General features: G+C 47.4%; 12 protein-coding genes. All 12 read left to right on the top strand.

The window, feature by feature from the left end; genetic code table 11:
- Position 1: 1 nt before the first annotated feature.
- Genes B4F66_RS11755 through nuoN form a run of 12 tightly spaced genes read left to right on the top strand, consistent with a single transcriptional unit; the run spans position 2 to position 13,468 of the window.
- Complete coding sequence (locus B4F66_RS11755) at positions 2-673, top strand: NADH-quinone oxidoreductase subunit C (RefSeq protein ID WP_292353708.1); 672 nt, start codon at positions 2-4, stop codon at positions 671-673.
- Entirely contained in the window at positions 673-1,926 is a 1,254-nt protein-coding gene (locus B4F66_RS11750; RefSeq protein WP_292353709.1) for an NADH-quinone oxidoreductase subunit D, read from the top strand. Before B4F66_RS11755 ends, B4F66_RS11750 begins: the two co-directional genes overlap by 1 nt.
- Entirely contained in the window at positions 1,923-2,435 is a 513-nt protein-coding gene (nuoE, locus tag B4F66_RS11745) for an NADH-quinone oxidoreductase subunit NuoE (protein WP_292353710.1), read from the top strand. Before B4F66_RS11750 ends, nuoE begins: the two co-directional genes overlap by 4 nt.
- On the top strand, positions 2,435-3,733 hold the full coding sequence (gene nuoF, locus B4F66_RS11740) for an NADH-quinone oxidoreductase subunit NuoF (RefSeq protein ID WP_292353711.1): 1,299 nt from the start codon (positions 2,435-2,437) through the stop codon (positions 3,731-3,733). Before nuoE ends, nuoF begins: the two co-directional genes overlap by 1 nt.
- On the top strand, positions 3,726-6,089 hold the full coding sequence (gene nuoG / locus B4F66_RS11735; RefSeq protein ID WP_292353712.1) for an NADH-quinone oxidoreductase subunit NuoG: 2,364 nt from the start codon (positions 3,726-3,728) through the stop codon (positions 6,087-6,089). The genes nuoF and nuoG overlap by 8 nt, the downstream gene beginning before the upstream one ends.
- Complete coding sequence (gene nuoH / locus B4F66_RS11730) at positions 6,082-7,134, top strand: NADH-quinone oxidoreductase subunit NuoH (RefSeq protein ID WP_292353714.1); 1,053 nt, start codon at positions 6,082-6,084, stop codon at positions 7,132-7,134. Before nuoG ends, nuoH begins: the two co-directional genes overlap by 8 nt.
- On the top strand, positions 7,131-7,622 hold the full coding sequence (gene nuoI, locus B4F66_RS11725; RefSeq protein WP_292353716.1) for an NADH-quinone oxidoreductase subunit NuoI: 492 nt from the start codon (positions 7,131-7,133) through the stop codon (positions 7,620-7,622). Before nuoH ends, nuoI begins: the two co-directional genes overlap by 4 nt.
- 11 nt (positions 7,623-7,633) lie before the next feature.
- Positions 7,634-8,242: an NADH-quinone oxidoreductase subunit J gene (locus tag B4F66_RS11720; protein WP_292353718.1), complete on the top strand. Its 609-nt coding sequence runs from the start codon at positions 7,634-7,636 to the stop codon at positions 8,240-8,242.
- Positions 8,239-8,544 (top strand): NADH-quinone oxidoreductase subunit NuoK, encoded by a 306-nt coding sequence (gene nuoK, locus B4F66_RS11715; protein WP_292353720.1) that lies wholly within the window; start codon positions 8,239-8,241, stop codon positions 8,542-8,544. The genes B4F66_RS11720 and nuoK overlap by 4 nt, the downstream gene beginning before the upstream one ends.
- Before the next feature lie 4 nt (positions 8,545-8,548).
- Entirely contained in the window at positions 8,549-10,486 is a 1,938-nt protein-coding gene (nuoL, locus tag B4F66_RS11710) for an NADH-quinone oxidoreductase subunit L (protein WP_292353722.1), read from the top strand.
- A gap of 15 nt (positions 10,487-10,501) precedes the next feature.
- Positions 10,502-12,022, top strand: a complete 1,521-nt coding sequence (locus tag B4F66_RS11705) for an NADH-quinone oxidoreductase subunit M (RefSeq protein ID WP_292353724.1) — start codon at positions 10,502-10,504, stop codon at positions 12,020-12,022.
- 12 nt (positions 12,023-12,034) lie between these two features.
- Complete coding sequence (gene nuoN, locus B4F66_RS11700) at positions 12,035-13,468, top strand: NADH-quinone oxidoreductase subunit NuoN (RefSeq protein ID WP_292353726.1); 1,434 nt, start codon at positions 12,035-12,037, stop codon at positions 13,466-13,468.
- The last annotated feature ends 1 nt before the right edge of the window (position 13,469 follow it).

Raw genomic sequence — 13,469 nt, 5'->3', positions numbered from 1 at the left:
CATGGAATCGCTTAAACATAAACTGGAACAGCATTTTGCCAATCAGCTGGTGGAGTGTGAGTTTAATCGTGGCGAATTAACAATCCATGTTGAGGCTGAACAGATTATTCCAGTATGCCAAGCATTACGCGATGAATTTGAGTTTACCCAATTAATTGATTTATGCGGTGTAGATTATTCCGTATACGGCAACAGTGGCTGGGAAACCAAACAGGCCACTGAACATGGTTTCAGTCGGGCACGTGAACCGTTTTCGCAAATCGACGAAATGGACGAAGGCTTTCGCTATGCCGTTGTTTATCATTTGCTATCGGTGCAACACAATAATCGACTTCGCCTTAAGGTGGATCTGATTGCTGAAACGCCCATTATTGATTCAGTTACCAGCATCTGGCATTCGGCTGACTGGTACGAACGTGAAGCCTTTGATTTGTTTGGCATCCTGTTCAAAGGCCATGAAGATCTGCGACGTATTCTGACGGATTATGGTTTTGTCGGACATCCGTTTCGCAAGGATTTCCCATTGATTGGCAATGTAGAAATGCTTTATGACCCCGAACAGAAACGGGTGATTTATCAGCCAGTCAGTATTGAACCTAGAACACTGGTCCCGCGGGTAATTCGTGATGATAACCGTTACCTGCAACCGCATGGCAGCGAGGCCAAGAAATAATGGCTGAAATTAAAAATTACACGCTGAATTTTGGCCCACAACATCCAGCAGCACATGGTGTATTACGGCTGATTCTGGAAATGGATGGCGAGGTTATTGTGCACGCTGATCCACATATTGGTTTGCTGCATCGTGGTACCGAAAAGCTGGCTGAGTCCAAACCCTATAACCAGAGTATTGGTTATATGGATCGGCTGGATTATGTGTCGATGATGTGTAACGAACATGCCTATGTGATGGCGATAGAAAAGCTATTAGGTATTGAACCTCCGGTTCGGGCACAGTACATCCGGGTTTTGTTTGATGAAATGACCCGGGTTTTGAATCACCTGATGTGGCTTGGTGCACATGGTCTGGATATCGGTGCTATGACCGTCTTTCTTTATTGCTTTCGTGAGCGTGAAGATTTAATGGACTGTTACGAAGCTGTATCCGGTGCAAGGTTACATGCAACCTATTATCGTCCAGGTGGCGTCTATCGTGATTTACCCAACAGCATGCCGCAATATCAAAAATCCAAATGGCATTCTGACGCAGAGGTTAAAAAGTTAAACCAAAGCCGCGAAGGCAGCCTGCTCGATTTTATTGAGGACTTCTGTCAACGCTTTCCCAAATGCGTTGATGAATATGAAACGCTGTTGACCGATAACCGTATCTGGAAGCAACGTACCGTAGGAATTGGTGTGGTATCGCCGGAACGCGCGCTGCAACTTGGTTTTACCGGACCAATGCTACGTGGCAGTGGTGTGGAATGGGATTTAAGGCGCAAGCAGCCCTATGAAGTTTATGACCGATTGGATTTTGATATCCCGGTGGGTAAAGAGGGGGATTGTTATGATCGATATCTGGTACGCATTGAAGAGATGCGTCAGTCCAATAAAATCATGCAGCAATGTATTGACTGGCTGCGAGTCAATCCGGGGCCAGTGATTGTTGATAATGTCAAAATAGCGCCTCCCAGCAGAGCGGATATGAAAGATGATATGGAAGCATTAATTCATCATTTCAAACTGTTTACTGAAGGCTATTGTGTGCCAGAAGGTGAGGTATACAGTGCAGTAGAACATCCAAAAGGTGAGTTTGGAATTTATATGGTTTCGGACGGTGCCAATAAACCTTATCGCGTCAAAATACGTGCTCCGGGCTTTCCCCATCTTGCCGCAATGAACGAAATGGCTAAAGGCCACTTGCTGGCTGATGTGGTGGCCATTATCGGTACCATGGATATTGTTTTCGGGGAGATTGACCGATGACAGCAGAGTTGCAACTCACAGGCCACCGGGATCAGCTGTTCAGTGAAGCCATCCGCCAACAGTTGGATAGCTGGATTAGTAAATATCCACCAGGCCAGGCTCAATCAGCGGTCATACCGGCTTTGCATATTCTGCAGGATGCGCATGAAGGATGGCTAAGCGAGGGATTGATGCGTGCGTTGGCGGAATATCTGGATATTCCGGTTATCAGTGTGTTTGAAGTCGCTACGTTTTATACGATGTTTGAACTCAAACCGGTGGGCCAGCATAAAATCAGCCTTTGTACCAATATTTCCTGTCAGCTATGTGGTTCGGAAGATATCGCCAGACATATTCAGAAAAAGCTGGGGGTTGGTTTTGGGCAAACCACTGCTGACGGCAAATTCACGTTAAAAGAAGTAGAGTGCCTGGGAGCTTGTGTCGGTGCCCCCATGTTATTGCTGGATCGTGATTACCATGAGCACCTGACCGTGGAAAAAATCGATACGCTTTTAGACGGGGTGAAATGATGCAACAAAACCAGGTTTGTTTTCGCACCATGCACCTTGACCAGCCCTGGTCGATGGAAGCTTATCGCAGCGTTGGCGGTTACGAAGTACTGGAGAAAATTCTCCGTGAAAAGACCCGTCAGGAAAGTATTATTGAGACCATCAAAAATTCGGCACTACGTGGACGCGGCGGTGCTGGCTTTCCAACCGGGCTGAAATGGAGCTTTATGCCGCGGCGTATGCCAGGGGATAAATATATTGTCTGCAACTCGGATGAAGGCGAGCCCGGCACCTGTAAAGATCGTGACATTATGCGTTACAACCCGCACCAGCTGATTGAAGGCATGATTATCGCCGGCTATACCATTGGTGCCCAACGTGGCTACAACTATATTCGTGGTGAGTTTTTTGAGCCGATTGAACGGTTTGAACAAGCATTAATTGAAGCACGTGAAGCGGGTTATTTAGGCAAGGATATTCTTGGTAGTGGATTTAATTTTGAACTTCATACCCATCCTGGGGCCGGTGCGTATATCTGCGGTGAAGAAACGGCATTACTCGAATCCCTGGAAGGCAAAAAAGGCCAGCCGCGTTACAAACCCCCATTCCCGGCAGGCTATGGTTTATACGGCCGGCCAACCACAATAAACAATACCGAAACGTTAGCCTCGGTGCCTGTCATACTGCAACATGGTGCGGACTGGTTTCATGAGCTGGGCACACCAAATAACGGCGGTCAGAAAATCTTCTGCATGACCGGCCATGTGAATAAACCGGGAAATTATGAAGTGCCATTGGGAATGCCCTTTGCAGAATTACTGGAACTCGCCGGTGGTGTCCGCAATGGCAACAAACTTAAAGCCGTTATCCCCGGTGGCAGTTCGACACCTGTGGTACCTGCAGATGTCATGATGCAAACCGCAATGAGCTATGACGGTATCGGCAAGGCAGGTTCGATGCTTGGGGCAGGGTCAGTGATTGTAATGGACGAAACCACCTGCATGGTCAAAGCGTTGGAGCGCATCGCCTATTTTTATTACGAGGAGTCCTGCGGTCAGTGCACCCCTTGTCGTGAAGGCACCGGCTGGCTATATCGCGTTATTAAACGCATTGAAAATGGCGAAGGCCGTCAGGAAGATCTGGATCGTCTGGTAGATGTTGCGAACAACATTAACGGTAATACGATCTGTGCTCTGGGCGATGCCGCAGCCGCGCCGGTTATCAGCTTTATCAAGCATTTTCGCGATGAATTTCAGTATCACATCGATCACCAACGCTGCCTGGTTGATGAACCAGAATTGAAGTTGAACTATGGTTAATATCGAAATTGATGGCATTCCACTTAAAGTGGATTCAGCCAAAATGATTATTCAGGCTGCTGATGAGGCGGGTATTGATATTCCGCGTTTTTGTTATCACAAAAACCTGTCGATAGTGGCCAACTGCCGTATGTGTCTGGTTGAAGTCGATAAGGCTCGTAAAGCCTTGCCAGCTTGTGCCACGCCAGTTGCAGAGGGAATGAAAGTATTTACTCAGTCAGAAACAGCGCTGGCAGCACAACGTGGCGTTATGGAATTTCTGCTGATCAATCACCCGTTGGATTGCCCGATTTGTGATCAGGGCGGCGAGTGTGAATTACAGGATTTATCGCTGGGCTATGGCAGTGGCATAAGCCGATTCAGTGAGAAAAAACGGGTTGTGAAAGACAAGGATATCGGACCGCTGGTGCAAACCGATATGACCCGCTGCATCCACTGTACCCGTTGTGTGCGCTTTGGGCAGGAAATTGCCGGCATCAAAGAATTGGGTGCGACAGGCCGTGGTGAACATATGGAAATCGGTACCTATGTTGAACACAGTCTGGCGTCGGAGTTATCAGGCAATATCATTGATATCTGTCCGGTAGGTGCACTGACTTCCAAACCTTTCCGTTATAAAGCACGGGCCTGGGAGATGACTTCCCACCCGTCAATTGCGATGCATGATGCCGTGGGTTCCAGTGTGGAGATTCATACCCGGCAGAATGATGTTATGCGTGTGGTTGCCAGAGATAATGAATCCGTCAATCAAAGCTGGATTTCAGACCGGGATCGTTTCAGTTATCTTGGTTTAAAACATCCTGATCGTTTGCTGCATCCCATGATTAAGCAAAATGGTGAATGGCAGACTACCGATTGGCAGACGGCTCTTGAGTTTGCAGTAGAAGGAATCAAACACGTTAAAACCAAAAATGGTGCCGATCAGATTGCCGGCTTGATATCCCCCACAGCTACATTGGAAGAAGCCTATCTGTTCCAGAAATGGCTACGTAATTTTGGTAGTCAGAATATTGATCATCGCTTACGGCAGCAGGATTTCAGTGACGCAGGGCAGGAGCAATTCAGCCCAATCTGCCTGGCAGAAGTTGAAGATTGTGATGCGATTGTCTTATTGGGTTGTAATGTTCGCAGTGAAGCGCCCCTGTTAGCCCATCGAATTCGCCAGTCGGCTTATGCCGGCGGGCTGGTCAGTGATATTAATTTCTTCAAAACCGATTTGCTGATGCCGACAGACCGTCAGGTGGTGGTGAATACGGCACAACTATTCGCCTTGCTCAGCGGCATTACCAAAGCGTTATTACATTTGGATAAGGAGGCTGCTGCAGCCTGGCAACATCTGATTCCTGAAAAAGCGGCCTCGGCAACCGAGCAGAATATTGCGATGCAGCTGGCTAATGGCAATCAACCATTAATTGTTGTTGGTGCATTAGCCAATCAGCACCCTCAGGCAGCAGTCATTCGATCAATGGCGGCGCTTATCAGTAAACTGACAGGAGCACGGCTGTTAATTCTACCGGAAGCGAATAGTCAGGCTTTGCATTTGGCCGGCGCTTTACCGCATAACGAAATGATTAAAGACGTAAAGCCTGGCCTGGATGCTAAAACGGTCTGGGAAGAGCAGTTACGTGCATATGTATTAATGAATATTGAACCGGAATTTGACTGTTCAAATCCCTCTGCTGCCCAACTTGCCTTGCAACGAGCCGGTTTTGTGGTCGCAATAAACAGTTTTCATTGCAACAGTCTTCATGAGTATGCCGACGTATTACTGCCTTTGGCGGCATTTGCAGAAACGTCTGGTACATTTGTCGGTCTGGATCATCAATGGCAGTCCTTTACCGGCGCAGTGGCACCACCGGGAGAAAGTCGTCCAGGCTGGAAAATTCTGCGGGTACTGGGCAATATTTCAAAATTCAACGGGTTTGATTATGTTTCTTCAGAAGGGGTGCGCCAGGAGTTGCAGGATCAGTTGAACCGGCATTCTCCGGTTAAACACGGTTTGTATATTCCAGCTGAAATTTCTCAGGCTGACGGTTTGCAGCTGATTTCAGAGGTGCCGATATATCGTACAGACAGTCTGGTCAGACATAGTAAAGCCCTGCAATTAACACCGGAAAATCAGTTTCTGGATACCTTGCGGATTCATCCGATACAGGCTGAGCTGTCAGGTCTACATCAGGGGGATCAGGTGCATATTCAGCAGGGTGAAATCTCCGTATCGACCACCGTACTGATAGATGAACAGGTTGCTGAGGGCATGGTTTATCTAGCTGCAGCCTCGCCATTAAGTGCCAAATTAACATCAGCCTTTGGTGATGTAGAATTATCAGCCATACTGGAGACAGCAGATGCTTGATCTGCTCACCCAGCATTTGTTACCCAATATAGGCAAAATTTTGCTGATTGTAGCGATATTGATGCTGGCGGTAGCCTATCTGACATTGGCCGAACGGAAAGTTATTGGCTATATCCAGATGCGTATTGGCCCCAATCGTGTGGGGCCGCGTGGCCTGCTGCAACCGATTGCTGATGGTCTGAAGTTATTACTTAAAGAAATCATCTTGCCCACGCGCTCCAATCTCTATTTGTTTGTATTGGCACCGGTATTAGCAATTGGTCCTGCTTTGGCAGCCTGGGCGGTTATCCCGTTTGACGCTGGCATGGTGTTGGCCGATATTAATGCCGGTTTGTTATATGTACTGGCTATTACCTCAATGGGTGTTTACGGCATTGTGATTGCTGGATGGGCCTCCAATTCACGCTATGCTTTTTTAGGCGCGATGCGCAGTGCCGCTCAAGTAGTCTCCTATGAAATTGCCATGGGTTTTGCCCTGGTAGGCGTACTGATTGCCGCTGGTAGCTTGAACCTGAGTGAGATTGTTATGGCTCAGCAAGGCGGTATTTTTTACTGGTACTGGTTACCTTTGTTACCGTTGTTTGTTGTGTATTTTGTCTCTGGTGTGGCGGAAACCAATCGCGCACCGTTTGATATTGCCGAAGGTGAATCCGAAATTGTTGCCGGCTTCCATGTGGAATATTCCGGGATGGCGTTTGCGATATTTTTCCTCGCTGAATACGCCGATATGATTTTGATTTCGATCCTGGCCGCCACCTTGTTTATGGGCGGCTGGTTATCACCTTTTGAAGGTATTCCGGTTTTAGAGCCGATGTTTGCCTGGGTACCGGGACTGGTCTGGCTATTACTGAAAACCAGTATGTTTCTGTTTATCTATTTATGGATCCGCGCCACCTTTCCTCGCTACCGTTATGATCAGGTGATGCGTCTCGGCTGGAAAGTATTTATACCAGTGACATTAGTTTGGCTGGTGATTATTTCGACCATGCAGGTGTTCGATATCGGGCCCTGGTTTAACAACATCGTCGAGGTGACAAGTCCATGAATGAGTCAATTCGTCACTTTTTTAAGAGTTTTCTGCTGTGGGAGTTAGTGCAGGGATTACGTCTGACCGGGCGACATTTGTTTTCGCGCAAGGTCACGGTGCAATATCCCGAAGAGCAAACGCCACAATCGCCACGTTTCCGCGGTTTACATGCTTTACGTCGGTATCCCAATGGTGAAGAACGCTGTATCGGTTGCAAGTTGTGTGAAGCGGTTTGCCCTGCATTGGCAATTACCATCGATACCGAACCTCGTGAAGACGGCACACGCCGAACCACGCGCTATGACATCGATTTATTCAAATGTATTTACTGTGGATTTTGTGAAGAATCCTGTCCCGTGGATTCAATAGTCGAAACCCGAGTATTTGCCTATCACTTTGAAAATCGTGGTGAAAACATTATGGACAAACAACAGTTGCTGGCGATTGGCGATAAATACGAGACGGAAATCGCTGCTGACCGGGAGGCTGATGCGCCTTATCGATAGGCCGGATAATTATGGAAAAAATACTGTTTTATTTTTTTGCTGGCATTTTATTGTTTGCCGCCACCATGGTGATTACCGTAAGAAATCCGGTGCGTGCAGCATTGTTTCTGGTGCTGGCCTTTTTTACCAGTGCAGCCATCTGGTTGATGCTGGAAGCCGAGTTTCTGGCGATCAGCCTGGTTTTGGTATATGTCGGTGCGGTGCTGGTGCTGTTCCTGTTTGTGGTCATGATGCTGGATATAGATACCAGTGCACTTAAGGAAGGATTTACCCGTTATCTGCCGTTAGGCTTATTAGTTGCCGTTTTGATCGTGCTGGAATTAATTGCCGTATTGGGTGCGGCGAATTTTGGTTTGGATCAGGTGCCAGTTCCTGAAGGTTCTGATGAAAGTAATACCAAAACGCTGGGCCGACTGTTGTATACGGTTTATGTTTATCCATTCGAAATCGCTTCGGTGATTCTGACGGTGGCCATCGTGGCAGCCATTACGCTGACCTTACGGCCCAATAAACGCAAAACTCAGGATCCAGCTGAGCAGGTCAAAGTTCGTAGTAAAGACCGCGTCCGTCTGGTGAAAATGGCCTCGGAAAAACGCCAGGATGGGAAAGGAAAACCATGATTGCTTTATCTGACTTTCTGATTGTTGCCGCTATTTTGTTCAGCTTGTCTGTTGCCGGTATTTTTCTCAATCGTAAAAACATCATTATCCTGCTGATGTGTATTGAATTGATGTTGCTGGCGGTTAACCTGAACTTTATTGCCTTTTCTTATTACGCCGGGGATGCCGCTGGCCAGGTATTTGTGTTTTTTATTCTGACTGTTGCGGCGGCTGAAGCAGCGATTGGCCTGGCAATCCTGGTCGTATTATTCCGCAATCTCAGCACCATCAATGTTGATGATCTCAACCGGTTAAAGGGCTAACGGCATGACCCAGACCCTGTTACTGACCATTGTTTTAGCCCCCTTACTGGGCAGTATCATTGCTGGTTTTTTTGGTCGTAGGATTGGCCGGAACTGGTCACATCGAGCGGCAATCGCCGGTGTCAGTATTGCGTTCTTTTTATCGCTCTGGGTGTTGAAGCTGGTAGTCATGGATGGCGCAACCTATAACCAGGCGGTATATCAGTGGCTGCAAGTTGGCAGCCTGAGCATTGAAGTCGGCTTTTTGGTTGATTCACTGACTGCAGTGATGATGACCGTGGTGACCTTTGTATCGCTGATGGTGCATATCTACACCATTGGTTATATGCATGATGATGACGGCTACAGCCGGTTTTTCAGTTATATCTCGCTGTTTACCTTCTCAATGCTGATGCTGGTGATGGCCAATAACTTTATGCAGCTGTTTTTTGGCTGGGAAGCGGTTGGCCTTGTTTCCTATCTGCTGATTGGTTTCTGGTACAAAAAGCCCACTGCAATTTACGCTAATCTCAAGGCATTTCTGGTCAATCGTGTGGGGGACTTTGGCTTTCTGCTAGGTATCGCTGCCGTATTGATGTATTCCGGTAGTCTGGATTATATGGAGGTATTTAATCAGGCTCCGGTGATGGCGGGGCAGACCATTTCCATATTTGATAATTACGCCTGGTCGTTAATGACGGTGATTGGCATTCTGTTATTTATCGGCGCAATGGGTAAATCAGCGCAGGTTCCACTGCATGTGTGGTTACCGGATTCGATGGAAGGCCCGACCCCGATATCTGCATTGATCCATGCGGCTACTATGGTCACGGCAGGTATCTTTATGGTGGCGAGAATGTCACCTCTATACGAATATTCTGAAACTGCACTGTCATTTATTCTGGTGATTGGGGCGATCACCGCTTTGTTTATGGGCTTTTTGGGCTTGATTCAGAACGATATCAAACGGGTTATTGCCTATTCAACCTTGTCACAGCTCGGCTATATGACCGTAGCACTTGGGGTGTCGGCTTATTCTGCCGCGATTTTTCATTTATTCACCCACGCATTTTTTAAAGCGTTGCTGTTTTTAGCGGCTGGTTCAGTGATTTTAGCGCTGCATCATCAGCAGGATATTCGGCAAATGGGCGGGCTGAAAAAATATCTGCCAATCACCTATTGGACGAGTCTGGTTGGTACGCTGGCGTTAATTGGTTTTCCCGGGCTGGCCGGTTTTTTCTCCAAGGATGCCATTATTATGGCGGTACATGAGTCGACCATCCCAGGCAGTAGCTTCGCCTTATGGGCTGTGATGATAGGGGTATTTGTTACCAGTCTGTACAGCTTTCGGCTTTTGTTTTTGGTGTTCCACGGCAAAGAACGTTTTGATGCGCATGGCCATCCGCCACATGAATCCCCTAGCGTGGTTACCTGGCCGTTGATTCTGCTGGCGATTCCATCGGTATTGGCCGGTTATTTGATTGGCACTTTGGTGTATGACAATTTCTTCAGCGATGCGATAACCGTTATGCCGCAGCATGATGTACTGGCAGCTGCCCACTATCATGGGTTAATCGGATTTATCAGCCATGGATTGATGACCGCACCGTTCTGGCTGGCAATGGCCGGTTTGGTAACCGCCTGGTATCTCTATCTCAAACGTCCGGATCTGCCTGCCAAAATTCAGCATCGACTGATGTGGCTATGGCAAATTCTGGAAAATAAATACGGCTTTGATGCATTTAACGACAAAGTTTTTGCCGGTGGATCACGAGGTCTGGGCTGGCTGTTCTCTCGCGTGGGTGATCGAATGTTAATTGATGGTTTAGTGGTTAACGGTACAGCACGAACAGTGGGTTTAATCTCGAGAGTAGGGCGCAAAATGCAGAGTGGTTATTTATACCATTACGCCTTTGTAATGATTATCGGGGTGTGGCTGTTGCTCACCTGGTTTGTGGTTTAGGAGCAAGCTGATTAGATGATGGACTTCCCGCTACTCAGTATATTGATTCTGCTGCCAATTATCGGCGGCGGTTTGCTGTTGTTCTGTAAACAGAATCAGATTTTGGCCCGCCAATTGGCTTTAGTTATCAGTGTCGTCACCATGATGCTGTCTTTTTTGCTGTATATCGGTTTTGATAACACCAGTCATCAAATGCAGTTTGTTGAACGCCTGTCATGGATCGCCACATTTAATATCGAGTATTACCTTGGCATTGATGGCTTTTCGATGCCACTGATGATCCTGACCACGATATCTACAGTTCTGGTTGTTATCGCTGGTTGGCAGGTCATTCAGGATCGGGCAGCACAATACATGGCTGCTTTTTTGATTATGGAAGGCTTGATGCTGGGTGTGTTTGCAGCGCTTGATGCCATTCTGTTCTATCTATTTTTTGAATCAATGCTGATTCCGCTGTTTCTGGTGATCGGCATCTGGGGAGGACCCAATCGGGTCTATGCCACGATTAAGTTTTTTCTGTATACCTTTTTCGGCTCAGTGTTTTTGCTTATTGCACTGTTATATCTGCAATTTCAGGCGGGCAGTTTTTCGATTCTGGACTTTCATGCTGTCAGCTTGACTCTGACTCAACAGATATGGATTTTCCTGGCATTTTTAATTGCCTTTGCAGTGAAGATTCCGATGTGGCCGGTACATACCTGGTTACCCGATGCTCACGTTGAAGCGCCTACCGGTGGTTCGGTAATTCTGGCGGCGATCACGCTGAAAATCGGTGGTTATGGTCTACTACGTTTTGCTCTGCCGATTACCCCGGATGCCAGTATGACGCTGGACTGGCTGGTCATTGGCTTATCGTTGATTGCCATTGTTTACATTGGCTTTGTCGCGTTGGCGCAATCCGATTTGAAAAAACTGATTGCCTATTCAAGTATTGCTCATATGGGTTTTGTCACCCTGGGCTTGTTTATTATATTTCGGATTACTGCCAATGAGGCAATCACTATCGGTATCGGGAATGGGCAGGTGCTGGCGATTGAAGGTGCGATGGTCCAGATGATTTCGCATGGCTTTATCGCTGCGGCGATGTTCCTCAGCGTGGGCGTGTTATACGACCGGATGCATACCCGGGAAATCAGTGCCTATGGCGGTGTCGCCAACAGCATGCCGAAATTTACCGCGTTGGCCGTGTTCTTTGCGATGGCCAATGCCGGGTTGCCCGGTACTTCAGGTTTTGTCGGTGAGTTTATGGTGATCCTGGCGGCGTTTCAGGCCAACTTCTGGTATGCCTTTCTGGCGGCCACGACTTTAATTCTGGGCGCGGCTTATACCTTGTGGATGGTCAAACGGGTATTTTTTGGAGAGATCGCCAATGACCAAGTCGCTAAATTACAGGATATTAACTCACGGGAAATGCTGCTGTTGGCAAGTCTGGCGGTCATTGTCTTAGTGATTGGTATTTGGCCCGATCCGTTACTTAATGTGATGCATGCGTCGGTAGATAATCTGCTGCTGCAAATCACTCAGTCAAAGCTTTAAAGGAAACACCATATGGCGTTTGAGGTTCCAAATATGCTGTTTGCCTTGCCAGAGATGCTGCTGCTGGCTATGTGCTGTATTGTGCTGCTCGTGGTCGCTTTTACCGGTAATCGTCGAATCAATCTGGTACATGCATTAAGCCAATTGAGTCTTTTAGTAACCTTTTTCACGGTTTTCTGGATGATGGGTGAGGGTGGGCTGACCTTTTCTGAAACTTATATCAAAGACCCGCTTAGCGATATCCTTAAACTGGCGATCTGTCTGGTAAATATGCTTGTGTTGAGTTATTCCTATAGTTATTTACAGGCCCGAAATTTATTGCAGGGCGAATTTTATGTACTGGCCTTGTTTGCCACCCTGGGTATGCTGGTAATGGTGTCGGCACATCACTTTTTGACGCTGTATTTAGGGTTGGAATTGATGTCGCTTTGTCTATACGCCATGGTGGCCATGCAACGAGATTCATTTGCCGCTACCGAAGCCGGAATGAAGTACTTTATTTTGGGCGCATTGGCTTCGGGCATGTTGTTATACGGCATGTCGATTATCTACGGGGTCACTGGTGAATTAGGTATCCAGGCCATAGCCGTAGCATTAGACACTGAAGAATTGAATCAGACAGTCCTGAGTCTGGGCATTGTGTTCTTGGTGATTGGTATCGGCTTCAAGTTTGGTGCGGTACCGTTTCATATGTGGTTACCGGATGTCTATCAGGGGGCGCCCACAGCTATTACTTTATTTGTCGCTAGTGCCCCCAAAATAGCGGCTTTTGCCTTGTTGATACGTATATTGACGGAAGGTATGGGCGATATGCTTAGTGTCTGGCGCAATATGCTGATCATGCTGGCCGTATTGTCGATTATCCTGGGTAATCTGCTGGCAATTGCACAGAGCAACTTAAAGCGGATGCTGGCCTATTCCACCATTTCGCACGTTGGTTTTTTATTATTAGGTGTTTTAGCCGGAACACAGGCAGGCTATGCTGCAGCATTGTTTTACACCCTGGTCTATGCACTGATGACATTAGGCAGTTTTGGTATGATTCTGCTGCTGAGTCGTGAGGGCTTTGAAGCTGAAGAGATAGAAGACTTTAAAGGTCTGGGGCAACGCCACCCCTGGCATGCGTTGATGATGCTGTTACTGATGTTTTCCATGGCGGGTATTCCACCACTGGCCGGTTTCTATGCGAAATTAGGCGTGATTAAATCAGTCGTCGATGTTAATTTACTGGCCGTTGCTATTGTTGCTGTCGTGATGTCGGTTATAGGTGCGTATTATTATTTGCGAGTGGTCAAGGTGATGTTTTTCGACACTGCCACCGAAAAGCCCCATATCGCAGCCACAACCTCAATGCAGTACCTGCTGAGTGGCAACGTATTAGCAGTACTGTTACTCGGTTTGTTTCCGGGAAGTTTATTTGCGCTTTGCGCCAGAATATTTAGTTAGG

This window comes from Methylophaga sp. UBA3603 (assembly GCF_002375335.1).
Taxonomy (GTDB): domain Bacteria; phylum Pseudomonadota; class Gammaproteobacteria; order Nitrosococcales; family Methylophagaceae; genus Methylophaga.
This window is presented reverse-complemented; position numbering and strand designations above follow the sequence as displayed.

Coding starts and splice junctions, on each gene's coding strand:
- B4F66_RS11755 (WP_292353708.1), top strand. CDS start 2: ATGGAATCGCTTAAACATAAACTGGAACAGCATTTTGCCAATCAGCTG.
- B4F66_RS11750 (WP_292353709.1), top strand. CDS start 673: ATGGCTGAAATTAAAAATTACACGCTGAATTTTGGCCCACAACATCCA.
- nuoE (WP_292353710.1), top strand. CDS start 1,923: ATGACAGCAGAGTTGCAACTCACAGGCCACCGGGATCAGCTGTTCAGT.
- nuoF (WP_292353711.1), top strand. CDS start 2,435: ATGCAACAAAACCAGGTTTGTTTTCGCACCATGCACCTTGACCAGCCC.
- nuoG (WP_292353712.1), top strand. CDS start 3,726: ATGGTTAATATCGAAATTGATGGCATTCCACTTAAAGTGGATTCAGCC.
- nuoH (WP_292353714.1), top strand. CDS start 6,082: ATGCTTGATCTGCTCACCCAGCATTTGTTACCCAATATAGGCAAAATT.
- nuoI (WP_292353716.1), top strand. CDS start 7,131: ATGAATGAGTCAATTCGTCACTTTTTTAAGAGTTTTCTGCTGTGGGAG.
- B4F66_RS11720 (WP_292353718.1), top strand. CDS start 7,634: ATGGAAAAAATACTGTTTTATTTTTTTGCTGGCATTTTATTGTTTGCC.
- nuoK (WP_292353720.1), top strand. CDS start 8,239: ATGATTGCTTTATCTGACTTTCTGATTGTTGCCGCTATTTTGTTCAGC.
- nuoL (WP_292353722.1), top strand. CDS start 8,549: ATGACCCAGACCCTGTTACTGACCATTGTTTTAGCCCCCTTACTGGGC.
- B4F66_RS11705 (WP_292353724.1), top strand. CDS start 10,502: ATGATGGACTTCCCGCTACTCAGTATATTGATTCTGCTGCCAATTATC.
- nuoN (WP_292353726.1), top strand. CDS start 12,035: ATGGCGTTTGAGGTTCCAAATATGCTGTTTGCCTTGCCAGAGATGCTG.